Annotated in this window: 18 protein-coding genes and 1 pseudogene; 11 read left to right on the forward strand and 8 right to left on the reverse strand. The window is 63.5% G+C overall.

Annotation, left to right across the window (positions count from 1 at the left end; genetic code table 11):
- Positions 1 to 85 precede the first annotated feature (85 nt).
- The 5 genes from GA645_RS15390 (at position 86) to GA645_RS15405 (ending at position 5875) form a co-directional block, all read left to right on the forward strand.
- Positions 86 to 607, forward strand: coding sequence for a gluconokinase (locus GA645_RS15390; RefSeq protein ID WP_152223885.1), 522 nt, complete (start codon positions 86 to 88; stop codon positions 605 to 607).
- 104 nt (positions 608 to 711) lie between these two features.
- Positions 712 to 2064: a GntP family permease gene (locus tag GA645_RS15395; protein WP_152223886.1), complete on the forward strand. Its 1353-nt coding sequence runs from the start codon at positions 712 to 714 to the stop codon at positions 2062 to 2064.
- A gap of 164 nt (positions 2065 to 2228) precedes the next feature.
- On the forward strand, positions 2229 to 2369 hold the full coding sequence (locus tag GA645_RS28835) for a hypothetical protein (RefSeq protein ID WP_178119554.1): 141 nt from the start codon (positions 2229 to 2231) through the stop codon (positions 2367 to 2369).
- 232 nt (positions 2370 to 2601) lie between these two features.
- Entirely contained in the window at positions 2602 to 4227 is a 1626-nt protein-coding gene (locus GA645_RS15400; protein WP_152223887.1) for an NADP-dependent glyceraldehyde-3-phosphate dehydrogenase, read from the forward strand.
- Between the two features lie 376 nt (positions 4228 to 4603).
- On the forward strand, positions 4604 to 5875 hold the full coding sequence (locus tag GA645_RS15405; RefSeq protein WP_152223888.1) for a RidA family protein: 1272 nt from the start codon (positions 4604 to 4606) through the stop codon (positions 5873 to 5875).
- Positions 5876 to 5980: 105 nt separating this feature from the next.
- Here GA645_RS15405 and GA645_RS15410 read toward each other — a convergent pair whose 3' ends face one another.
- The 5 genes from GA645_RS15410 to GA645_RS15430 form a co-directional block, all read right to left on the reverse strand.
- Complete coding sequence (locus tag GA645_RS15410) at positions 5981 to 6454, reverse strand: phage antirepressor (protein WP_152223889.1); 474 nt, start codon at positions 6452 to 6454, stop codon at positions 5981 to 5983.
- 178 nt (positions 6455 to 6632) lie between these two features.
- A complete protein-coding gene (locus GA645_RS15415) occupies positions 6633 to 7442 on the reverse strand; it encodes a hypothetical protein (protein ID WP_152223890.1) in 810 nt (269 codons plus the stop codon).
- Positions 7443 to 8130: 688 nt separating this feature from the next.
- Entirely contained in the window at positions 8131 to 8571 is a 441-nt protein-coding gene (locus GA645_RS15420) for a VapA/VapB family virulence-associated protein (protein ID WP_152223891.1), read from the reverse strand.
- A gap of 530 nt (positions 8572 to 9101) precedes the next feature.
- Positions 9102 to 11258: a bifunctional diguanylate cyclase/phosphodiesterase gene (locus tag GA645_RS15425; protein WP_152223892.1), complete on the reverse strand. Its 2157-nt coding sequence runs from the start codon at positions 11256 to 11258 to the stop codon at positions 9102 to 9104.
- The gene (locus tag GA645_RS15430) at positions 11239 to 14964 is read right to left on the reverse strand and encodes a response regulator (RefSeq protein ID WP_152223893.1); all 3726 of its coding nucleotides are present in this window, start codon (positions 14962 to 14964) and stop codon (positions 11239 to 11241) included. Before GA645_RS15430 ends, GA645_RS15425 begins: the two co-directional genes overlap by 20 nt.
- 249 nt (positions 14965 to 15213) lie before the next feature.
- Here GA645_RS15430 and GA645_RS15435 point away from each other — a divergent pair, with 249 nt between their 5' ends.
- Positions 15214 to 15426: a hypothetical protein gene (locus GA645_RS15435; protein ID WP_152223894.1), complete on the forward strand. Its 213-nt coding sequence runs from the start codon at positions 15214 to 15216 to the stop codon at positions 15424 to 15426.
- A gap of 15 nt (positions 15427 to 15441) precedes the next feature.
- Here the strand turns inward: GA645_RS15435 and GA645_RS15440 are convergent, their stop codons facing one another.
- The 3 genes and pseudogenes from GA645_RS15440 to GA645_RS29060 all read right to left on the reverse strand — a co-directional run.
- On the reverse strand, positions 15442 to 17133 hold the full coding sequence (locus tag GA645_RS15440; protein WP_152223895.1) for a hydantoinase B/oxoprolinase family protein: 1692 nt from the start codon (positions 17131 to 17133) through the stop codon (positions 15442 to 15444).
- A 2-nt stretch (positions 17134 to 17135) separates the two neighbouring features.
- Positions 17136 to 17261 (reverse strand): hypothetical protein, encoded by a 126-nt coding sequence (locus tag GA645_RS29055; protein WP_256676190.1) that lies wholly within the window; start codon positions 17259 to 17261, stop codon positions 17136 to 17138.
- 470 nt (positions 17262 to 17731) lie between these two features.
- A pseudogene (locus GA645_RS29060) lies at positions 17732 to 18334 on the reverse strand (hydantoinase/oxoprolinase family protein); the annotation flags it as partial.
- Between the two features lie 298 nt (positions 18335 to 18632).
- On the opposite strand from GA645_RS29060, the gene GA645_RS15450 reads away from it, so the two are divergent.
- The 5 genes from GA645_RS15450 to GA645_RS15470 all read left to right on the forward strand — a co-directional run bounded on the left by GA645_RS15450 (position 18633) and on the right by GA645_RS15470 (position 23066).
- Complete coding sequence (locus GA645_RS15450; RefSeq protein ID WP_152223896.1) at positions 18633 to 19670, forward strand: sterol desaturase family protein; 1038 nt, start codon at positions 18633 to 18635, stop codon at positions 19668 to 19670.
- A 151-nt stretch (positions 19671 to 19821) separates the two neighbouring features.
- Positions 19822 to 20520, forward strand: coding sequence for an AzlC family ABC transporter permease (locus GA645_RS15455; RefSeq protein WP_152223897.1), 699 nt, complete (start codon positions 19822 to 19824; stop codon positions 20518 to 20520).
- Positions 20517 to 20831 (forward strand): AzlD domain-containing protein, encoded by a 315-nt coding sequence (locus GA645_RS15460; protein WP_152223898.1) that lies wholly within the window; start codon positions 20517 to 20519, stop codon positions 20829 to 20831. Before GA645_RS15455 ends, GA645_RS15460 begins: the two co-directional genes overlap by 4 nt.
- Positions 20832 to 20951: 120 nt before the next feature.
- Complete coding sequence (locus GA645_RS15465) at positions 20952 to 21500, forward strand: hypothetical protein (RefSeq protein ID WP_152223899.1); 549 nt, start codon at positions 20952 to 20954, stop codon at positions 21498 to 21500.
- 72 nt (positions 21501 to 21572) lie between these two features.
- Positions 21573 to 23066, forward strand: coding sequence for a PLP-dependent aminotransferase family protein (locus tag GA645_RS15470; RefSeq protein ID WP_152223900.1), 1494 nt, complete (start codon positions 21573 to 21575; stop codon positions 23064 to 23066).
- The last annotated feature ends 84 nt before the right edge of the window (positions 23067 to 23150 follow it).

Here is a 23150-nt window from a genome sequence, read left to right on the forward strand (position 1 = left end):
ACTAGAATGACAATAATGCGGAGGCAGCCCGATGCTTTTCGTTTCGTCCACCAAAGATAGCGCTGTCTCAACGCCGAGGCCCTGCATGCTCCCCGCCATCGATGCCGTCCTCATCATGGGTGTCGCCGGATGCGGCAAATCCAGCGTCAGCGAAGCCCTGTGCCTGCGCAGCGGCGCGTTCGCCATCGAAGGCGACAGCTTCCACCCGCAAGCCAACATCCAGAAGATGAGCGCCGGCATCCCACTGACCGACGAGGACCGCGCCGGCTGGCTCGACACCCTCGCCGCGCAGCTGCAGCAAGCCATCGCCGCCGGCCAACGCCCCGTGCTCACCTGCTCCGCGCTCAAGCTCATCTATCGCGAACGCCTGCGCCGCGCCGTGCCCGGCCTGGGCGTGGTGTTCCTCGAGCTCACCCCGGAAACCGCCGCCCAGCGCGTCGCCAAGCGCCCCGGCCACTTCATGCCGGCCAGCCTGATCGACAGCCAGTTCGCCGCCCTCGAAGTGCCAACCAGCGAGCCGCTGACCCTGCGCCTGGATGCCACTCGCCCGCTCGACGAGTTGGCCGAAGCCGCGCACCTCTGGTGGCGCCAGCACTCCCACGACTGATGCGATAGCGCCTGCCCGCCAAAGATAGCGCTATCTCAACTCACCCATCTCTCTACACCCAGAGAAGAGCCGCTCCGGCAGAACGACAACAACAGGAGAGCCCCATGCTCGGCATGTCCCACGACACCTATCTGCTGCTGGATGCGGTGGTCACCATCATCGGCCTGATCCTGCTGATCACCCGGTTCAAGTTCCACCCCTTCATTGCCCTGATCATCGCCGCCGGCTTCCTCGGCCTGACCTCCGGCATGCCCGTGGCGACCATCGTCAAATCCTTCCAGGACGGCTTCGGCGGCGTGCTCGGCTTCGTCGGCATCATCCTCGCCCTGGGCACCATGCTCGGCAAGATGATGGCGGACTCCGGCGGCGCCGATCAGATCGCCCGCACCCTGATCCAGGCCTTCGGCAAGGAACGCGTGCACTGGGCGATGATGTTCGCCGCCTTCCTCGTCGGCATTCCGCTGTTCTTCGAGATCGGCTTCATCCTGCTGGTGCCGCTGGTGTTCATCGTCGCCCGCCGCAGCGGCGTGTCGCTGATCAAGATCGGCATCCCGCTGCTCGCCGGCCTCTCCGCCGTGCACGGCCTGGTGCCGCCGCACCCGGGCCCGCTGCTGGCCATCGGCGTATTCGGCGCGGACATCGGCAAGACCATCTTCTATGGCCTGCTGGTCGCCCTGCCCACCGCCGCCATCGCCGGCCCGATCTACGGCGCCTTCATCGCCCGGTACATTCCCGGCAAGCCGTCCGAGGAACTGGTAGCGCAGATCGCCCACGAGCCCGAAACCAGCGACCTGCCCAGCTTCGGCATCACCCTGGTCACCGTGCTGCTGCCGGTGTTTCTGATGCTGCTCAAGACCTTCGCCGACGTCATGCTCGCCGACGGCCATGTCGTCCGCGCCTGGCTGGACATGATCGGCCACCCGATCACAGCCCTGCTCCTGGCCCTGCTGCTGTCGCTCTACACCTTCGGCCACGCCCGTGGCTTCGACTCGAAGAAGATCCTCAAGCTGCTCGACCAGAGCCTCGCGCCCACCGCCGCCATCGTGATGATCATCGGCGCTGGCGGTGGCTTCAAACAGATGCTTGTGGCCAGCGGCGTGGGCGACGTGATCGGTCACATGGCGGTGCACGCGCAGATCTCGCCGATCCTCCTGGCCTGGCTGGTGGCCGCGGTGATCCGCATCGCCACCGGCTCCGCCACCGTCGCCACCATCACCGGCGCGGGCATCGTGGTGCCGGTCATCGACCTCATCCCCGGCGTCAACCGCGAACTGCTGGTGCTGGCCACCGGCGCAGGCTCGCTGATCCTCTCCCACGTCAACGACGCCGGCTTCTGGCTGGTGAAGCAGTACTTCAACATGAGCGTGATGGAGACCTTCAAGACCTGGACCGCCATGGAAACCATCCTCTCGGTGGTCGGCCTGGGCTTCATCCTGCTGCTGTCGCTGTTCGTCTGATACGTCAGGCGATGGGTCTCGCACGGCTCTACCCATCCTACGGACACGCTCCTCGTAGGATGGGTAGAGCGAAGCGAAACCCATCAAACCCCATCCCCAAGCACCCCGAAGAACGACCACTCAACATCGTTCACCGCCCCGGACTCCTGCACGAGGTATCGCCCGTGACTTCCGCCGCAACTCCGAAAGCCCCCGCCGCCCAACCCACCTGGCCCCGCGACTTCGAGATCCGCGCCCGCTACGCCGAGCAGCAGGAACTGCTGCAACCGCTCCCCGCGCCGAACCCCGCCCCGTCGCACCCGTAGGGCGCATGACGCGGCACGCGTTATCCGCCGCCACCCGAACGCCGATTCACATTGCCTGCCCGTCGCTTCGAGGGTGGGTTCGCAGTGCCCTGAACTCACAGTCAATCGGCGTATAACGCGGAGCGTTATACGCCCTACCCGGCCACTCGTCGCATCGCCTGCTGAATCGATTTACCCAAGCACAATCACGGACTAAAACAGACCAGTCGCCCACCGTCCCCGAGGATGAGTCATGCCCGACAACAACAAACTCGACCCTCTGTTCCCCCGCCTCACCGACATCCCCGATGCCTGGCGCCCCGACGCGCCGGTCGAACAGCGCGACTACCTGGTAAACGGCGAACTGCGCCGCTGGGACGGCCCGCTCGCCCCGGTGCGCAGCCCGATCTTCCTCGCCACCGACGAAGGCGATCAGCAGGTCATCCTCGGCAGCACCCCGCTGCTCGATGCCGACGCCGCCCTCGCTGCGCTGGGCGCCGCCGTGGCCGCCTACGACAACGGCCAGGGCCTGTGGCCGAACCTGCGCGTGGCCGAGCGCATCGCCCACGTCGAGCGCTTCCTCGCCCGCATGCGTGAACAGCGCAGCGCTGTGGTCAAGCTGCTGATGTGGGAGATCGGCAAGAACCTCAAGGACTCGGAGAAGGAGTTCGACCGCACCTGCGACTACATCGTCGACACCATCGAAGCCCTCAAGGCGCTGGACCGCCGCTCCAGCCGCTTCGAGCTGGAACAGGGCACCCTCGGGCAGATCCGCCGCGTGCCGCTGGGCGTGGCGCTGTGCATGGGCCCGTACAACTATCCGCTGAACGAGACCTTCACCACCCTGATTCCGGCGCTGATCATGGGCAATACCGTGGTCTTCAAGCCCGCCAAGTTCGGCGTGCTGCTGATCCGCCCGCTGCTCGAAGCCTTCCGCGACAGCTTCCCGCCGGGCGTCATCAACGTCATCTACGGGCGTGGCCGCGAGACCGTCAGCGCACTCATGGCCAGCGGCAAGGTCGACGTCTTCGCCTTCATCGGCACCCACTCCGGCGCCGCCGATCTGAAGAAGCTCCACCCGCGCCCGCACCGCCTGCGCGCAGCCCTCGGGCTGGACGCCAAGAACCCCGGCATCGTCCTGCCCAGCGTCGACCTCGACAACGCCGTCAGCGAAGCCATCACCGGCGCCCTCTCCTTTAACGGCCAGCGCTGCACAGCCCTGAAAATCCTCTTCGTCCACGAAGACGTGCTGCCCGGCTTCCTCGACAAGTTCAGCGCCAGGCTCGCCGAACTCAAATCCGGCATGCCCTGGGAATCGGGCGTAGCGCTGACGCCGCTGCCCGAGCCGGGCAAGGTCGACTTCCTCAATGCCTTGCTGCAGGACGCATTGGCCAAGGGCGCCAAGGTCATCAACCCCGGCGGTGGCGAAAGCCGCGAAAGCTTCTTCTACCCCGCGCTGCTCAGCCCGGTGAGCCCGGACATGCGCCTGTACAACGAGGAACAGTTCGGCCCGCTGGTGCCCGTGGTGCCCTACCGCGAGCTGGGTGAAGTGATCGACTACGTGCTGCAGTCCGACTACGGCCAGCAGCTCAGCCTGTTCGGCGACGACCCCGCACAGGTCGGCCCGCTGGTGGACGCCTTCGCCAACCAGGTCGGCCGCATCAACATCAACGCCCAGTGCCAGCGAGGCCCGGACAGCTACCCCTTCAACGGCCGCAAGAACTCCGCCGAAGGCACTCTCTCCGTGCACGACGCCCTGCGCACCTTTTCCATCCGCACCCTGGTCGCCACCCGCTTCACCGAGTCGAACAAGGAGCTGATCAGCCAGATCATCCGCGACCGCGACTCCAACTTCCTGACCACGGACTACATCTTCTGATCAGACAGACCAGCCACCCCGGCTGACTCCGTAAACCTCACCCAACGCCGAACGGCCCCCTCTCCTCCTGGGAGAGGGCTGGGCTGATGGAACGACTCTGGCACCGAGCTTCCGCGCGAAACACCTGCTCCCGCTCTCGGAAGTCCCCTTCGAACCCTCCCGACTCCGCCGGTTGCCGTTTGAAACAACCCGGTAAGGAGAGCCCATTACCCTTGCCTTAAGTCAAAGGGGTCACCCCGGAAGACTCGGTAGTCTGCGCGCCTCTCGACGAGCTTGATATCCGTCGTCTGAACGATAAGTGGCAACGACCGATATCGCATGGACGAAGCGTTTGCCACACAACCCACGGATTCCCAGCGAACCAGGGAGTACTGATATGAGTGGCTACAACGCAGTTCTGGCAAGAAATACCGACAAGGCCCCGCAAGGCTTAGGCCCCTATTCCCAAACCGTCGCCTTCTCCCACTACAACAACCTTTCCGCGCAGTTACCGGTCGACCCGAGTACCGGAAAGCTGGTGGCCGGTGGCGCCAAGGAACAAGCCGAACAGTGCTTCAGGAACCTCAAGGCCGTCGTCGAAGGCATCGGCCACACCCTGAATGACACCGTCCGCATCTCCATCTTCCTGACCGACATCGCCGACGCCGAAACCGTCGCCAAAGTGCACGCGGCCTTCTTCCCGAACTACCTGCCGACGCTCACCACCGTCGCCGTGGCGGCACTGCCTCTGGGCGCCCAGGTGCAGGTCGAAGCGCTCATCACCTGCGGCGAGGGCACCATCCCCAACGCCCCGCAGGCCGGCGACCTGATCAAGGTCGAACGCAACGCCGAGCGCGCGCCGCTGAGCCCGCTGTCCACCCAGTCCGTCGCCTTCTCCCACTACAACAACCTCAGCGCCCAGCTGCCCATCGACCCGAGGACGGGGAAACTGGTCGCCGGTGGCGTCAAGGAACAGGCCGCGCAGTGCCTGCGCAACATCAAGACTATCCTGGAAGGCATCGACGTCCCCTTCGATGACATCGTCCGGATCACCGTCTTCGTGAAGAACCTCGCCGACATCGAAGCGGTCAACCAGGTCTACACCACCTTCTTCCCCGACTCGGCCATCGCCCGCGCCGTCGGCTACCTGCCGGCACGTACTGTCGTGCAGGCAAAAGCCCTGCCGATGGATGCCCTGGTGCAGATCGAAGCCGTGGTCTCCCACGGTGACGGCACGCCCCCACAAGCGGTCGAAGACCGCCACGGCATCGTCATCAAGGCCCACAACACCGACGCCGCGCCGAAGTGCCCCTACTCCACCCAGACCGTCGCCTTCTCCCACTACAACCACATCTCCGCCCAGCTGCCGCTGGACGCCAGGACCGGTGAGCGGGTGGCAGGCGGCATCAAGGAGCAGGCCGGCCAGTGCTTCAGGAACCTCAAGGCCATCGTCGAAAGCATCCGCCACGCCATGGGCGACGTGGTCAAGGTCAACGTCTTCCTGAAGAACATCGACGACATCGCGGCGCTCGATGAGGTGTACGCCACCTACTTCCCCGGCGGCGTTCCCGCCCGCAGGACAGTGGGCGTAGCGGCGCTGCCCAAAGGCGCGCTGATCCAGATCGACGCCGTGGTCGCCAACGCCGAGGGCACGCCTCCGGCCGCGTGACCAACAAAAAGGGGCAGTCCTCTCCAGCCTGCCCCTTCCACCAGCTGTAGGAGCGGGCCATGCCCGCGAACAGCGCCGACAGGCGCTCTCCAGGAAGCTCCCCACCTACTCCCGCCGCCACCATCTCCCTCGCCACTCTTCCCGCATCAACCTCGGCACCTCCCCCATCGGCACCCACAACTCCCCCTGCCAATCCAGCACTGCAATTGGCCGACCCTCGCCCTTCGCCTGCATCCGCTTCGGCAGACCCGCCGCCACCCTGCCCTGATCCCTGAGAGTCGGCAGCACATGGCCGGTGAGCCACATCCGCAATTGCCGATGCTCCGGATCACGGAATCGCTGCAGCACATGCAAAGCGCCGTAGTCACTGACCAGCAGCACGACCTCCTCGCCGCCACCCGTCACTAGGCGCGCCTCGCGAAAGAGATCCTCATCCATTCGAAGAACATAAGCATCGACCCGCTCGCGGATCAGATAACCCAACTCACGGGCGACCAACCAGGGCTGGTTGTCGATCAACACGCCGCGCAGGGAACGGTTGTAGCGGTGGAATACGGTGGGAATGTAGATGTCGTCCATGTGCTTTTCCTAGGTAGTTTCGAGAAACCACCGCCCTGATCGTCGCCAAACGATTAGGGATCGAAAAGGGGACAGATTTATTTTATCCCTCCAACTCACGAGTCACTCCAGGGAAAAACAAACAACCCTCTTCCTCGCTTATTTACACTTGAGCTTCAGCCAACTCAAATCTGAAGCACTACTTCTGGGGGAATACCCCAAGGAGCATCTTCGCCGCCGCTGCCTCGGGCTTAGGGCACGGCGCTTGCCATCTATAGAGTATCGTGCTCTCGGCAAGGAGCTGTGAAGGCTCCCGGGTCTCAAGAGCAACCCGAAATCTATCAATCACCGTACCTGCCTGTTCAATAGGAGGAATACTATTCACACGAATAATATAATTGGAGGCCGGCTTTTCTATATCTACAATTTTAATCTCCCTGCCAGCCAACTCGTATCGCTTTAACTCTGGCAGGCAGACTCTTGCGTTCGGAACCGCTCCATTCTTGCAATGCGGGTAGCTTAAGCCGTCCCTGTATTTCCAATCAATAAAGTCAAGACTCAGACCATTGCACGATGAGTCCTTGGGGCGAGCCAGACATTCGGCCAATTTAATGTAAAGCTCAAGCTTTTCCGAGCCATCGGAATCGTCATCGACAAAAACATTTCTTGGCGGCTCAACATTGAGGGTTTTTAGTATTTTTGTAGCTTGAGGGGTGTATTGCTCACACAGACTCATATATTCATTCTCAACTGCTTTTCGACGCATACTTTGGAGTCTGGAGAGAAATGGGTCTACATACAAGGCATAAAGCAGATTCAGTGCAATCCATACGGGAAGGCTCAGTCGAATCACCCATATCACGTATCTGGCCGTTGATCCTGGGCCCGCTTTTATGAATACAGTGGTCGTACATGCGATAAACCAGATCACCACCCACAACGCCAGCATCAGGAAATCTGCAGCCATGCCCTCGCCGCCCATGGCGAGCGCATTGTGAGGCGTGCTCAACAGGGCTCCGCTAATGGCCGGGAGGAGCAGACGGGATACTGATAGGTAGCGCAGCCTTGCATTGGTTTCAGGACGGGAGTTCCTTTCGTCTAAAAGCTTCACAGTGGCCGCCTCCAGTTCCCAAGGCAACAAGAGGACAAAGACAAAGGAAGAATGGGCAAACAAGTCAATGCTTGAGAAAGTCGATCTATTACATGCCGCCTAAAGCAAACCCTGCGGCCCACGGTACTCGAGTCGGCATTCTGGGCTTCCAGCGACCATGGTGATGCGGGCACAAAACTCAAAACGCTGATCCGGAGCAACATTTCATCATCCCTAATGAACGCATGACTCTGAGTAACCCACGCAAGGTGCGTGGCATATTCATCACTCTAGCAGCATCGAATGGCTCTAAAGCAAATGGACTAAAAAAGCCCGCCCCCTTTCCACTCAAGCAAGCCCCCTGCCCCAAAGGCCACACGGCGCAGGCCCACGGGGTCACCAACAACGCCCGCCCTTGCCTCTCAAACTCCTAGCAAAAAGGGGACTAGCAAAAAGAGCAGAAAGGGGACAGATTTATTTTCCACTCCAAATCTAACGGCCAACCAGACCCAGGACACCTAACCCCAAGATCATTTGTATTCATCACAATCAAAAACAAAAAGCCCTCCCAATTTCCTGGAAGGGCTTTTTCTATTGCCGCCTTGAATCAACTCCAGCTGCCAGTACCGCCTCCAGTACCAGGCGACACGCTCAATGCGCCAGCCTGGAAGGTGCCAAGGAAGTTACTGTGACTGTCGAAGAAGTTTACGGTGAAGTAAACTCCTGAGTCGATAAACTGGAAGGAGTGTGTATCACGATACAGGCGATTGATATCGTCCGTATACACATCCCCCCAGGAGCCTCCGCCACCAGGAAGCCCAATCCCGCCGGCGTGCCCTCTGAAGGTTTTCCCGCCCGTCACACTGACGGTGATCTGCTGATAGAAAATAAATGAGGCGATTGTGCCGTTGGCAGCGTACTTCTGGGAAGCAGCTTTAATTCCGTGAACCGCACTATCCAGAAGCGTCTTGTCTGCGTACAGATCTTTCATTGTCTTATGAAAGTCGCTTGCAATTAACTCCCTGTCGAGCTTTACGATGTCATTCATGACAAATCTCCATTTCCCTAGAGGCGATGTTGCATTGACGCCGAAACTACGGCGCCCTCTGAGGGTAGATCAGCCCTCCCCCTGCGCAAGGAGCTCTCGACTTTTCCAACGGTATACTTTGTTATTTAGTACGTAACGTTGCGCTATAACGTGCAAGGATTCTAAAAATTCCTTTTTAACTCCAATTTCGGCCTGCAGGTTACGAATGGACTTTCGAAATAAGCCCGCTCCTCTTAACAGCCATTATTAATTTCTTGGCTCGCCCCCGGCCCATCCCGCCAGTCCCGGACCGCGCCCATCCTGATGGGAGCGAAAAAGGGGACCGGTTGAGTCCACAGTCAGAAACTGCCCCTTGGCTCGAACACCGGGGCGTTTGCCTCATCATCCGGCAACGTGAAAACCTAGCGATCAAGTGTCCCACTGCGGGGAGAGCGGTAGGCGAGGCAGTCGTGCTGCAACAGATCAGCCGCGCCCCGCCTGATCGCTTTCACTCAGGTGTTCATCGGCACGGATGAACGCCCCTCTCCACTTCAGGGAGAGCGGCTGGGAGTGAGGGCCGCTTCTTGCAAAGCGCGCCAGTCCACTACAAGAGGAAAGGCCCCAGCCTCGGCCACGGGCAGCCCCGGCGCCACCAGGAAACCCTGCATGTAGGTGCAGCCATGCTCCAGCAGCCAGTCGCGCTGGGCTGCGGTTTCCACACCTTCGGCGATGACTTCCAGGCCCAGGTGGCGGCTGAGGTCGATGATGGTGCTGACCACCGCGGCATCGCGCCGCGATTCCAGCATGTTGGAGATGAACAGGCGGTCGATCTTCAGGGTGTCCAGCTCGAAATGGCGCAGGTAGGCCAGGGACGAATAGCCGGTGCCGAAGTCGTCGATGGCGATGCGCACGCCCAGGGCGCGCAGTTGCCGGAGCTGTTCGCGGGTCATCTCCAGGTCCTGCATCAGTGCGCTTTCGGTGACCTCCACTTCCAGTTGCGCGGGCCGCAGGCTGAAGTTGTCCAGCACCCGCCGCAGGTCTTCCACCAGTTGCGGCATGCCGAACTGCAGCGGGCAGACGTTGAGGCTAACCACCAGGTCGTCGCCGAAGCCCTGTCTCCAGGCACTGCACTGGCTGGCCCCCTCCCGCAGCACCCAGTCGCCCAGGCGGTTGATCAGGCGGGTTTCCTCCAGCAGCGGAATGAACACATTGGGCGCCACCGTGCCGGCCACCCGGTGTTCCCAGCGCAGCAGCGCCTCGAAGCCGCGCAGGCGGCCGGTCTCGAGGTGGATCTGGGGCTGGTAAACCAGATGAAAGTCGTTTTGCTCGATGGCATTGCGCAGGCTCTCTTCCAGCATCAACCGGGAGCGGGCGCGGCCGTTCATTTCCGGCGAGTAGAAGCGGTACTGCTGGCGGCCGGCGCGCTTGGCCTCGTACATGGCGATATCCGCCGCGCGCAACAGGCCGTCCACACCCTGTCCGCACTCGGGGAAGCTGGCGATGCCGACGCTGGCGCCAATAGTGACATCGATGCCGTCGATGCGATGGCGCACCGAAACCATCTCGATCAGCTTCTCCGCCACCCGCGCGGCGTCTTCGGGGTGGTCGAGGCTGTCGAGCAGCGCAGTGAACTCGTCGCCACCCATACGCGCCAGGATGTCGTAGGGGCGCAGGCAGCTCTTCAGCTGTTCCGCTACCCGCCGCAGCACACGGTCGCCAGCCTCGTGGCCGAGGGAATCGTTGATCAGCTTGAAGCCGTCCAGGTCCAGGTAGAGCACCGCCATGCGCTTGCCATTGCGCTCGACGCGAGCCAGGGAGGCGTCCAGCGCCTTGTGGAAGCCGCGGCGGTTGAGCAGCCCAGTGAGGGCATCGGTGATGGCCTGGGATTCCAGTTGCGCGTGGAGCTGGTGCACCACCGACATATCCAGGACGATGACCACCATGGAGCGTTGCAGCCGTGGCAGGGGCGACGACGACAGCGCCACCGGCAGGCACTCGCCGCTCATGGTTTTGAGACTGGCATCGTGCAGGCGGTAGGTCTCGTTCCGCTTCCAGTGGCAGTAGAAATCCGACAGCTTCCACTCGCCGCTCATCTCCGGGTGGGCGATCAGGTTCAGCAGCGGCTTGCCCTCCAGATCCCCCACCGAGCCCTGGAACATATGCGCCGAGGCCGGGTTGGCAAAGCTGATGAGGCCGTCCTCGCCGACCACCAGGATGCCTTCGGCGGCGTTCTCCAGCAGCGAGGCGTTGAAGGCGCGGGCGCTGTCCAGTTGCTTGCTGAGTTGCAGCAGGTCGCGCCGGTTGCGTTCATGGGCCAGCAGGGACTGGATCTTGAGGCGCAGCACCTCGGGGTCGAAGGGCTTGAGGATGAAATCCACCGCCCCGGACGAATAGCCGTGCAGCACGGCATCATGGGTGTGGGCGATGGCGGAAATGAAGATGATCGGTGTATAGCGGGTCAACGGACTGCTGCGCATCAGCCGCGCCACCTCGAAACCGTCCATGCGCGGCATCTGCACATCCAGCAGCACCAGGCCGACCTCCTCCTCCAGCAGGCATTTCAGCGCCGCCTCGCCGGAATCCACTGTACGCACCTGCCATTCACCGTCGTCCAGCAACGCTTCCATGGCGATGAGGTTTTCCTGGCGGTCATCCACCACCAGCAGGGTGTCGGCCGCAGGGGCCTCCTTAAGCTGCAGGTGCGCCATGGCGAGCTCCCGGTTGTTCCAGCCAGCGGTAAAGCATGTCCAGCAATTCCTGGCGACTCACCGGTTTGGCCAGGTAATCGTCGGCGCCGGCGGTGATGCATTTCTCCCGGTCGCCCTTCATCGCATGGGCGGTCAGGGCGATGATCGGGATGCCGCAGCCGTGCTCCTGCTTGAGTATGCGGGTGGCGGTGTAGCCGTCCATGTTGGGCATGGCCATGTCCATCAGGATCAGGTCGAAGGGTTCGCGCTGGAAGCAGTCGATGGCCTCCAGGCCGTCGCGGGCGGCGGTGACGTTCATGCCGGCTTCATCTAGCAGGGCGCTGAGGGCGTATATGTTGCGCACATCATCGTCCACCAGCAGCACGCGGCCGCCTTCCAGCGGGTCCGACCACGGGCTGGTCTGCGGCTCGTGCAGGCCGGCGAGGAATCCCTGGACCGCCGAACTGAGGTTCTTGAGGTCCCCGCCCGCCTTGCGCACCACCACCGCCGAATAGCGGCGCAAGCGTTGCAGGTTCTGCTGGTTGACGTCGACACCGGTGTTGATGACCACCCGCGAACCATTCAGAGGGCGTTCGCGGTGAAGGCTGTCGAGCAGCTCGAAACCATCCTGGTCAGGCAGATCGAGGTCGATCACCAGGGCGGAGAAATTGTTCTCCGCGTAGGCCTTGCGGGCACCGTCGCCATTGGCAATGGCCACTACCTTGAAGCCCAGTTGCTCCAAGTGCTCGCGATAGTGCTCCCGCTCCACGTCCACGTCCTCCACCAGCAATAGCTTGCGCTCCGCCGGCGGGCGGCCGCCGTCCAGGTCCTGGAACACTTGCTCCAGGTCCTCGCGGGCGATGGGCTTGACCAGGTAGCGGGTAGCTTCCTCGTTCCAGTCCTGGGGCTGGGGCACGCAGGAAATGATATTCACCGGGGTCGCGCGGTGGTTCGAATGGCTGCGCAAACGCCGGTAGATCTGCCAGCCACTGACGTCCGGCAGCAAGATGTCGAGGATGACGGCAGCGAAGCGCTCGTTCTGCAGCAACTCGATAGCCTGCTTGCCGCTGCGGCAGTGGACGCTGGAGAAGCCACGGGCCTGGGCTTCCTCGGCTATCACCGAGGCGAAGTTGACGTCGTCTTCGACGATCAGCACCGCCGGCCCCTGGCCGCCACGCACCGGTTGCGCGGGGGGCTCATCGGCCTTCGGCTGGCTCGCGGCCACCGCCACCGGCAGCCGGACGCTGAAGCGCGAACCCTGCCCCGGCACGCTTTCCAGGGTGATGGTGCCGTCCAGGGCAAGCACCAGCTGGCGGGTGATGGCGAGGCCCAGGCCGGTGCCGCCGAAGCGCCGGCTGGTGGAACCATCGATTTGCTGGAAGGCCTGGAAGATGCGCTCGTGCTGGTCCTCGGGGATGCCGACACCCGTATCGCGGACGACGAAGCACAACACTTCGCGCTCATCGATCGCCGCTGCCGCGTCCAGTTCCACGGACAGATCTACCTCGCCCTGATCGGTGAACTTGAGGGCGTTGGACAGCAGGTTGCGCAGGATCTGGTGCATGCGCACCCGGTCGCTATGGATAACCCTTGGCACGCCGGCCTGGACGTGGGTGGACAGGCGCAGGCCCTTGATCTCGGCCATGGGCCGCAGGCTGCCGTCCAGCTCGGCAAGCATGTCCTGCACATTGAGTGGCTCCAGCTTGAGCTGCATACGCCCTGCCTCGACCTTGGCCAGGTCGAGCACGTCGTTGATCAATTGCAGCAGGTCACTGCCGGCGCGGTGGACGATATCGGCGTGGCGGGTCTGCTTCTCGGTGAGGTTGCCGGCCATGTTCTGCCGCAGCTGATCGCTGAGGATCAGGATGCTGTTCAGTGGCGTGCGCAGCTCATGGGACATGTTGGCGAGGAATTCCGACTTGTAGCGGTTGGCCAGCATCAGTTGCTCGGCCTGGTTACGCAGTCGCTGCTCGGCGGCCTTGCGCTCGCTGATGTCGATGATCACGGCCTGCACCAGCAGTTCGCGGCCGGCGCGGATCGGTGACAGGCCCACCTCCATGGGGATCATGCGGCCGTCCCGATGCAGGCCGAACAACTCCCGGTTGCTGCCCATGCGCCGCTGCTCGGGCTTGCGCTGGAAGCTTTCGCGCAATGCCACATGGGCCTCGCGCAGGGCCTCGGGAAGGAGCATTTCCACGGAGGACTCGAGCAGGTCGTGACGGCTATAGCCAAACAGTTGCTCGGTCTGGCGATTGACCATGGCGATCCGACCACTGGCATCCACCAGGACGATGGCGTTGGGCGAGGCTTCGACCACCAGGCGGAAACGCTCCTCGGCGCTCTTGCGCGCCTGCAGGTCCACCAGGCTGAGCAGGTAGCGCTGGTCATTGACGTGGTTGAAGGTGCTCAGGCTGAAAGCCACGGCAACTCGCTCACCATCCTCCTGCAAGGCCTCGATCTCCGTCAGGGCGGCGGGAGCCTGCCGGGCCAATAGTTGCGGCAGGTCCACCAGGCTCGGCACGAACCGGCGCAGGTTCTGCCCCACCAGGCTCTCCGCCTCGCAGGCGAACAGCTCTCCGGCGCGGGCATTGGCCATCTCGATGCGGCCATTCTCCCCGCAGGTCAGGGTGGCCACCGGCAGATGCTGCAGCAGCAGGCGGAAGCGCTCCTCGCGCTCGGTCAGTTCGGCGGTTGCGGACAGGCTGAGTTGCAGACTCCGCTCTCGCTGGTAGAGGTAGCCCCCGACCAACAGGGACAGCAACAGCGCGGCAGACAGGCCGGTCCAGAGGCTGAAGGTGATGCGGTTGTTGCTCTGCATGGCCTCGTACTCGGCCGTGCTGCCCACTCCCAGGGCCCAGGTGCGGCCGAACAGCTTCAGTTCCTCGACCTGGTGGAAGCGTGGCTGGTGACCTGTGTCGGATACCTGCAGCATGGGCTCGGAACTGCCGACATCCCTGAGATCGATGCTGTAGAGGTTGCTCTGGGCACCCAGGATGCCGGCCATCAGGTCGTTTATGCGAAAAGCACCGCAGACCATGCCGAACAGCGCGGCGCGGCGCTCTTCGACCGAGGTGCTGGGCGCGTCCGGGTGGTACACCGGCATATAGAGGATCACACCGCTCTGCGCTTGCTGCTCGGTCTCCTGCCTGAGCTTTAGCGGCCCGGTGAGACTCGCCTCGCCGGTTTCCCGGGCGAGGTCGAGAGCCGCCCGGCGTACCGGCTCGGTCAGCATGTCAAAACCCAAGGTGCGGCGGTTGCGCCAGTCCATGGGGCTGCTGTACTGCACCACGATGTACTCGTCCCGCGGCTCCGGAGGGATAATGCGGAAATCGCGGCGGCCCTGCTCCCAGACTTCGCTGACGAACTCGTTGACTTCTCCGCGCTTCAGGTAGCGCGCCCACGCCAGCGCCTGGATGCCCGGATAGCGGTCCTGCAATTGCAACTGGTCAGTGGCCCGCGCCCATTCCTCGGCCGACACCGCGTTAGTGCCGACGATCAGGCCGGACATACCGCGCAGAACCATCTCGTAGGAGCGCATCCGGTTGCTGACGCGTTGGGCGATATCCTCGGCCTCAAGCTTGAAGCGCTGCTCGTACTCGGTACGGTTGCGCGCTTCCAGATCCAGCCACTGCCAGAGCACCAGCCCCCCGAAAACGAGCATCAGGGTAAGAGTTACCAGCAATGGCAGCAGGTACTGGCGCGATGGTGGGAATTGACGTCCGTCCATGTAGTCTCCTGTCCTTTCCCTGACGGCCACGCCTCTGGGTATGTGCGAAAGAGGCTAAGGCGGGGCTCAATAAGGCCCTGCATCGCAGTCTAGACAGGATTGTGGGAAGTGGCGTTGAGCCAGTAGTCGAGCGACGAGCGGCAGGAACGAAAATGCTCTGCCTGGCGGTAATGCTGTTCGCGTAAGCATTTGAGCTGCTGCCAGGGCTCCCTGAGAATTCGATGCCAGGCTTCTGGCATCGATTTTCTTATGTCCTTCCAACAGGAACTGCTCGACCTGGGCAAGCTCCTCGTAGCGCAAGTACACCTCAAATCTGACCTGTCATTTGCTTACAACATCAGCGTGGATGGCAAGCAGATCTTCGCCGCCAGCGGGATCTGGCAGCGCAAGGGTAACGAGTTGTACTGGACCTACGCCTATAGAGTGCTGTGTCCTTCATTGCGGCGAGTGGCCGGTCGCTGACCGGCCACGCTCCGTTCAGGCCCCGACGGCACCCGGGCGATACTGCGGATACTCCGCGAGTGCCTGTTCCCGGCTCAGATAGCCGGCGGCCACGTCAGCAGCGATGTCAGCCAGCGAGCGTTCCGATGCCGGCCCCCAGCCACCGCCATTGGCCGTCACCAGGCGCAGCAGGTCGCCCTTGAGCAGCGGCACGCGGTTGGCACGGCTGAAGCGCTTGCGGCTGCCATCGGCGCCCTGTACTTCGGCGTAGTTGCAGGTGCCCTCGGCACCGCCATCGATACCCCACGGCGGTGTCACCCCACGGCCGAAGAAGGTCGATATCCAGGCCTTGTCCGAGAGGATGCGGTAGTCCAGCACGACGCCGCGTCCGCCACGCTGGCGCCCTGCCCCGCCGCCCTCTGGGTTGAAGGCGTAGCGTTCGACCAGTACGTCGTAGCAGCGCTCGGTGATCTCCACCGGGATGTTGCTGGTTTCGCCATTACCGACGCAGAACTGGCCGCTTTGGCCGTCGGCGTCCTGAGCGGCGCCCCAACCACCCACCAGCGGCTGTACCAGGAGGTACTCCTCGCCGCTGTGGCGGTGTTGGCCGTTGAGCACCATGGAACACACCGAGCCCAGCTGGCCGGCAATCAAGCGGTCCGGCAGCAGCGGCGCCAGTGCCCGGCGGATCACGTCGGAGGCGACCACCATCGTCTCGAAATAGGCCGAGACCGGCGCCGGGCGCTGCGCCGTGCAGATGGTGCCGGGCGGGCAGATCACCTCGATGGGACGGAAGCATCCGGCGTTGGCCGAAACACCCGGGCGCACCACGCCCATGAGCACTTCGCGCACCGCCGAGTGCAGGCCGGCCAGGGTGTTGTTGATCGGCCCCGGCGCCTGCAGGCTGGAGCCGCTGAAGTCGACCAGGAAGCGGCTGTCGCTGATCTCCACGCGCACCTTGACGTGGAACGGACCGTTGCCGAGGCCGTCCTCGTCGATCACGTCCTCGGCGTGGAAGACGCCCTTGGGCAGCGCCTTGAAGCTCTCCAGGGTCATTGCCTCGCCATGCTCCAGCAGGCGCTCGATGGCATCCAGCGTGGTGGCCTCGCCGTACTTGCCGACGATCGCCAGCAGACGCCGCTCGCCAACCCGCAGGGCGGCCGCGCAGGCGTGCATGTCGCCGATGGTCATCTCCGGCAGGCGCACGTTGGCGGCGATCATGTCGACCAGCGCCTGGTTGATCCGGCCCTGGTCGTAGATACGGACGGTCGGGAACTGCAGACCTTCCTGATAGATCTCGCTGGCGTCGGAGCTGAAACTGCCCGGGTCCTTGCCGCCAACCTCGGTCCAGTGCGCCTTGTTGGCGGTCCAGGCGATCAGTCGATCGCCGTGGAATACCGGCATGATCATGGAGACGTCGGACAGGTGGGTACCGCCGCCGCCATAGGGGTCGTTGGTGATGAACATGTCGCCGGGGCGGATGTCCTGTGCCGGGAATTTATCCAGCACGCTGCGCACCGCGCCATCCAGGGTGCCGATGAAGCCGGGGATGCCGTTGCCCTGGGAGATCAGTTGGCCACCGGCGTCGGTCAGGCCGATGCCGTAGTCCAGGGCTTCATAGATGATCGGGCTCATGCTGGTGCGCTTGAGGGCGATGAACATTTCCTCGCCGATGGCCACCAGGGCGTTCTTGATGATCTCTCGGGTGAACGGGTTGGCGTGCGACATCATCATGCCTCCTGTGCCTGAATATGAATGTGAAGGCCACCGTAGGCGTCGACCTCGACGCTGTCGCCCGGGCGCACCACGCTGGTGGTGGTGGCTTCCTCGATGATGGCCGGACCCGCGAAGCGCATGCCAGCCAGCAGCGCCTCGCGCTGATAGATCGGCGTCGACAGCGCCTGGCCGGGCTCGAACTCGACCAGGCGCTCGCCGTCGCGATGGGCGACTTGGGCACCTCGGCGAATGCCACCAAGTGCAGGTTGACCACCTCCACCGCGCCGTCCAGGCGGAAGGTGTAGTTCTGCCGATGGCGCTCGTGGAAGGTCTCCAGCACTTCGTCCAGGTTTCGGCTTTGCAGGGGGATCTTCACCGTGTGCTCCTGGCCCAGGTAGCGGGCGTCCAGTTGCCACTCGAAGCGAAGGCTCTGGCGAGCCAGGCCGTCGCCGGCGAACTCGGCCTCGGCGCTTTCCTGCAGCGCCTGGAAGGCCTGTTCCAGCTCGGCCAGGACGGCTTCGTCGAGCACCTGCAGGTGGGTCTGGATGTAGTCGCGGCGGACATCGAGCATGAGCATGCCCCAGGCGGAGAACACCCCGGCAAACGGCGGGATGATCACCTTCGGAATACCCAGTTCGGCAGCCAGCGCGGTAGCGTGCAATGCACCGCCGCCGCCGAAGGCCATCAGGGCGAAGTCGCGCGGGTCGTAGCCACGATTCACCGAGATCAGCTTGAGCGCGTTGACCATGTTGGCGTTGGCGATCTGCAGCACGCCGTGGGCCATCAGCCCGGCGGAAACCCCGAGGCGCTCGCCCAGTTCGGCGAAGGCCCGCTCCACGCCGTCGAGGTCCGGCTCGATCTCGCCATTGGCGAAGCGCCGCGGGTTGATGCGCCCGGTGAACAGGTTGGCGTCGGTGGTGGTCGGCGCCCGCCCGCCGCGCCCGTAGGCCACCGGACCGGGCGTGGAACCGGCGCTCTGCGGGCCGACCCGCAGGCTGCCGGCGGCGTCGACCCAGGCGACGCTGCCGCCGCCGTTGCCGATTTCGACGATGTCGACCACCGGGGTCATGATCGGGTAGCCGGAACTGGTCGGGGTCTTCTCGATCACATAGTCGTTGCTGATCTCGACACTGCCTTCGTGGATCAGCGAGCACTTGGCGGTGGTGCCACCGATGTCCAGCGCCAGCAGCTCGGTCTCGCCTTTCACACTCATGGGCGAAATCGAGCGGACGCCGCGCCTCCCACCCTGTCGAATCGACCAGCCCCTCCCGCTCCACTTTTGACATTAAGAATTATTTACAACTACCATCGCGTCCCATGCTGATGACGATGCAAGGCTGCCCCATAGGCGCCGCCCACGGGTTGCATCGTCAGGGCCCCGGCCCAGCCGGTTGGCCGATCCAAGAACAAGAGAAAGTCCATGAAATTCCTCCCCCTGATCGCAGGTTGCGCCGCTCTGCCGGCCCATTCCCTTCTCCAATCCCCTGCCCTGCGCCGAAGCCTCGCTCGTCATGGGTGATCTTGCGTTTCTCCTTGGCCACCTGACCGAGCTGGTGATCGATCCTGTCGTCCATCGCTTCGCCGGTCTTTTCGACCTGAATGGACGCGTCGGTGCGCTGTTCATCTTCCTCTCCTACGCCGTCGCCTATGGCCTGTTCCGCTTCAGAAAGTATCGCGGGCTGACAGAGGCATGGTCGTTCTGGCAGTTCCTGGGTGGCAACCGGGTGCATTTCCATCCTTCGGCGTTGCTGGATTACCGCTACTACTTCGTGCGGGGCATCCTGCATGCGGCGGTGCTGGTGCCGATCATCGGCCTGGTCGATCCCTATATCCTGAGCTCCGGCGACTACATCGCCTTCTTCACCAGGCTGTGGGGCGCGCGCCCGCAGGTAGGTGAAAACCTCGGCCTGTCGCTGCTCTATGGGCTGGGCGTGTTCCTGGTGAGCGACTTCAAGAATTACTGGGTCCACCGCGCCTTCCATTCACGCTGGCTGTGGGCGTTCCACAAGGTGCATCACTCGGCGTCGGTGCTGGTGCCAGTCACGGCCAGCCGCGTTCACTTCGTGGAGAAGCTCGCCGGGAAGCTGGCCGGGGTCGTCGCCCTGGGGGCCTATGCCGGGGTTTTCTGGTACGCCTGCGGCGGGGAGGTCAGCCGTTACACGCTGTTCGGCGTGACCTACCTGATCTTCATCTTCAATGCGCTGGCGGTGAACCTGCGGCACAGCCATGTGTGGCTGTCCTTCGGGCCGGTGGTCGAGCACGTGCTGAACAGCCCGGCCCAGCACCAGATCCACCACAGCGATGCGCCCCGGCACTTCAACAGGAATTTCGCGATCAACCTGTCGCTGTGGGACTGGATGTTCGGCACGCTCTACGTCACCAGCCGGACGCCGGAACGCATCCAGTTCGGCGCCGGGGAGCGGGACGATGACCGTTACCTGACGGTCTACAGCCTGATCGTCACGCCCTTCGTGGAAACGGTCCGCAAGATTCGCAAGGCACGCAGCGCGCAGACGATTGGGAGCGGCGCGTCCCCAAGCGCTTCGTAGCCGGTGACGCGGGCGGGTCAGCCAAGGGAAGCCTGAAGCGGCTTCCCTTTTCATTTGCGGCAGGGAAATTGTCGGGTGCAGCAAGATTGTTCAAGCCAGCGAGCGCCCGGTTCTGCCACGCTGTCAGTACGAAAGACTGCAAAGAATCGCCATGTCCCAGACCACGCTTTACTCCCGCGCCTTCCTCAAGGGCGCCATCGACATCACGCCGCTGTCCCTGGCGGTGCTGCCCTGGGGGCTGCTCGCCGGCTCGCTGGCCATCGACGCCGGGCTCTCGCCGCTGCAGGGCCAGGGGCTGTCCGCCATCGTCTTCGCTGGCGCGGCGCAGCTGGTGGCCATTGGCATGCTCAAGGGTGGCGCCGGGTTCTTCTCGATCATGATCACCACCCTGCTGCTGACCTCCCAGCACCTGCTCTACGGAATGACCATGCGCCCAGTGATCTCCGGCCTGCCCGGCCGCTGGCGCGCGGGGCTTGGCTTTCTGCTCACCGACGAATTCTTCGCCCTCACCAGCGGCCACGACCGCGAGACCTTTAACCGCTGGTACGCCCTGGGCGTGGGCCTGACCTTCTACATTGCCTGGAACCTCTTCACCCTCGCCGGCGTGCTGCTGGGCAGCAGCATTCCGGGGCTGGAGCACCTGGGCCTGGACTTCTCCATCGCCGCCACCTTCGTCGCGCTGATCGCGCCGGTGGTAAAGAACGTGCCGACCGTGGTCTGCGTCGCTGTTTCGCTGTTCTGTTCGGTGCTGTTCAGTTACTGGCAATTGGGTTCGGCGCTGGTGCTGTCGGGGCTGGCGGGGATGTTCGCCGGTTTCGTCTGCCAGAAGTTCTCGGGGGTGCGCGCATGATGGTCTGGGCAGTGATCGTCGGCATGGGCCTGATCGTGTTCTTCAACCGCTACGTGTTCCTGGAACCGCGCCTGCCGATCCGCCTGAGCAGCAACGTGCGACAGTTCCTCGGCTTCGCCGTGCCGGGGATGCTCACCGCGATCTGCGGGCCGATCGTGTTCCTCCCGGAGCACCAGTTGAATCTGAGGCCGGACAATCCCTACCTGCTTGGCGCCATCGTCGCCGTGGCGCTGGTGCTGTGGACGCGCAATGTGCTGATCAGCGTGCTGCTGAGCATGGGGGCGTTCTATCTGTTGCGGTGGTGGCTGTAGGGGATGACTGAGGACAGGCTCATTTTCCCGACAGGCAAATGAGCTTATCCTCCGGCCCTCTCGGCGATATCCCGGCCCTCGGAGGATCGCTGCGAGACTCAGACCCGCCAAGGACTCGACATGCTTATCGGACGAATCGGATTTCTCCTCTTCATCGCCAACTTCCTGGTCATCTCGTTGGTCTGGCTGGTCCCGGAGAGTGATAGCGCTGCGTTGCTTTTCAGTGCAGGAGCTCAACTGCTTTCGTCAACCTGCAGCGGCAGCGGTGGCTACTGGTTGGACGATCGCCGGGCGTTATCCCTCGCACTGGGCATCCCGCTCTCAGCGGTTGGAGTCCTGTACCTGCTGGCCTTTGGCACATACACCAGTGAAGCGCTGAAGAGGAAGCGAAACGGCGCCAGCGTCATGACCGCCTGCTGGATGGCGGCAACCGCGTGCGTCCTTTTGAGCTTCTCATTCTTCCCTTGCAATGAGTTCTACGACGACTTCGCTGAAGCAGCTGGCCTATCCGCGAATCGCACGGGCCACGCACTGAGAAATCTCCTCGCTGGCAGCTGGCCCATATTCAACGCCTTTTATGCATGCCTGTTCTGCGCTATTTCCTGGACCATCGCGCTGGGATTGAAACTGCTGATCAGAACGCCTGGGAATCGCTTGAGCGGGCAATAACCCTCCCCCAATCCCGCTCACCAAGGCACAATCCGCCCCTCTCGTCTGGCTATCGCGCAAGGCACATCCCGAATGAAAACGCCCGGCGGCATGCTGCTCACCGGCATCGAGCTGGATCGCTCGAGCCCGATTCCCCTCTATCGCCAGCTGTACCTGCAGGTGCGCAAGCAGATCCTCTCCGGCCGGCTGCCCGGCGGCACGCGGCTGCCGTCGACGCGGACCCTGTGCAAGGAGCTGGGGCTGTCGCGCATCACGCTGCTCAATGCCTTCGACCAGCTGACCGCCGAGGGCTTCCTGGCCTCGCGCACGGGCGCCGGGACCTATGTCGGCAGCGAATGGGAAGGACGCAGCGCCGCCGATGCGCCGCGCAAGCCGCCGCGCCTGTCGAACCTGAGCCAGGCGGTGCATTCGCTGCGCAGCGAGCATTTCAGCGGGGTGTCGTACAGCACCTGGGCGCCGGATTGCCCGACCTCCTTCCTGCCCAGCCACCCGGCCTATGACGCCTTCCCGATGCTGGTGTGGAAGCGCCTGATGAACCGCCATCTGCGCAAGGGCAGCAAGGATTCGCTCGGCTACGGCGAGCTGAAGGGCCTGCAACGCTTGCGCGAGGCCATCGTCGAGTATGTATTCGACGCGCGCGGCATCGAATGCAGCATCGATCAGGTGGTGATCACCTCCGGCGCGCAGCAGGCGTTCAACCTGCTCGGCATGCTGCTGCTCAACCCCGGCGACAGCGTGTGGATGGAAGACCCCGGCCATATTGCCGCGCGCATCGCCTTCCAGGCGCAAGGGTGCGATATGGTGCCGCTGCGTATCGACGACGAGGGACTGGACGTGCAGCAGGGCCTGCGCGAGCGGCCGGATGCGCGCCTGGCGTTCACCACGCCGTCGCGGCAGCACCCGCTGGGCACCACCATGAGTTATGCGCGCCGGCAGGAACTGATCGACTGGGCCAGGCGCAGCCAGGGCTGGATAGTCGAGGACGATTGCGACAGCGAGTTCCGCTACGTGGGCCGCACGCTGCCGGCGCTGTTCGCGCTGGATGCCTGGGAGCGGGTGATCTATGTCGGCACCTTCAGCAAGGTGCTCTATCCGTCGTTGCGCCTGGGCTACGTGATCCTGCCGGAGGCGCTGGTGGAGCCGTTCTGCGCCATCCGCGCGGTGATGGACCGCAGCCCGTCGACGCTGCACCAGGCGACCACGGCGGACTTCATGCGGGACGGCCACTTCCTCGGCCATATCCGCCGCATGCGCAGCCTCTACCAGGCGCGCCAGGCCAGCGTGCTGGAGGCGATGCAGCGCGAGCTCAGCGGTTTCATCACGCCGACGCCCGCCGAAGCCGGGCTGCACCTGATCGGCTGGCTGCCCGAGGGCAGCGACGACACCACCGTCGCCCGAGGCCTGGCCGAGCATGAGGTGTACACCTACGCACTGCGCGACTACTGCATCCGTAATTACCTGCCGCCGGGGCTGCTGCTGGGCTTTGCCGCGGTGCCCGAGGAGCAGGCCGGACGGCGCGTGCAGGAATTCGCCCAGGCTCTGAAGGCGATGGGCTGGACGCTCTGAGGCCGGCACAGAGCCGCCGACAAAGTGGTTATACGATCAAAACAATAATGGCTATAGCGATAGCACCATTCCGGAGCGATAAAA

Source organism: Pseudomonas sp. SCB32 (genome assembly GCF_009189165.1).
Lineage (GTDB): Bacteria > Pseudomonadota > Gammaproteobacteria > Pseudomonadales > Pseudomonadaceae > Pseudomonas.

Excerpts from the sequence above, each read along its gene's own strand:
- GA645_RS15390 (WP_152223885.1), top strand. The coding sequence starts at position 86 with ATGCTCCCCGCCATCGATGCCGTCCTCATCATGGGTGTCGCCGGATGC.
- GA645_RS15395 (WP_152223886.1), top strand. The coding sequence starts at position 712 with ATGCTCGGCATGTCCCACGACACCTATCTGCTGCTGGATGCGGTGGTC.
- GA645_RS15400 (WP_152223887.1), top strand. The coding sequence starts at position 2,602 with ATGCCCGACAACAACAAACTCGACCCTCTGTTCCCCCGCCTCACCGAC.
- GA645_RS15405 (WP_152223888.1), top strand. The coding sequence starts at position 4,604 with ATGAGTGGCTACAACGCAGTTCTGGCAAGAAATACCGACAAGGCCCCG.
- GA645_RS15410 (WP_152223889.1), bottom strand. The coding sequence starts at position 6,454 with ATGGACGACATCTACATTCCCACCGTATTCCACCGCTACAACCGTTCC.
- GA645_RS15420 (WP_152223891.1), bottom strand. The coding sequence starts at position 8,571 with ATGAATGACATCGTAAAGCTCGACAGGGAGTTAATTGCAAGCGACTTT.
- GA645_RS15425 (WP_152223892.1), bottom strand. The coding sequence starts at position 11,258 with ATGGCGCACCTGCAGCTTAAGGAGGCCCCTGCGGCCGACACCCTGCTG.
- GA645_RS15430 (WP_152223893.1), bottom strand. The coding sequence starts at position 14,964 with ATGGACGGACGTCAATTCCCACCATCGCGCCAGTACCTGCTGCCATTG.
- GA645_RS15435 (WP_152223894.1), top strand. The coding sequence starts at position 15,214 with ATGTCCTTCCAACAGGAACTGCTCGACCTGGGCAAGCTCCTCGTAGCG.
- GA645_RS15440 (WP_152223895.1), bottom strand. The coding sequence starts at position 17,133 with ATGTCGCACGCCAACCCGTTCACCCGAGAGATCATCAAGAACGCCCTG.
- GA645_RS29055 (WP_256676190.1), bottom strand. The coding sequence starts at position 17,261 with ATGCGCTTCGCGGGTCCGGCCATCATCGAGGAAGCCACCACCACCAGC.
- GA645_RS15450 (WP_152223896.1), top strand. The coding sequence starts at position 18,633 with ATGGGTGATCTTGCGTTTCTCCTTGGCCACCTGACCGAGCTGGTGATC.
- GA645_RS15455 (WP_152223897.1), top strand. The coding sequence starts at position 19,822 with ATGTCCCAGACCACGCTTTACTCCCGCGCCTTCCTCAAGGGCGCCATC.
- GA645_RS15460 (WP_152223898.1), top strand. The coding sequence starts at position 20,517 with ATGATGGTCTGGGCAGTGATCGTCGGCATGGGCCTGATCGTGTTCTTC.
- GA645_RS15465 (WP_152223899.1), top strand. The coding sequence starts at position 20,952 with ATGCTTATCGGACGAATCGGATTTCTCCTCTTCATCGCCAACTTCCTG.
- GA645_RS15470 (WP_152223900.1), top strand. The coding sequence starts at position 21,573 with ATGAAAACGCCCGGCGGCATGCTGCTCACCGGCATCGAGCTGGATCGC.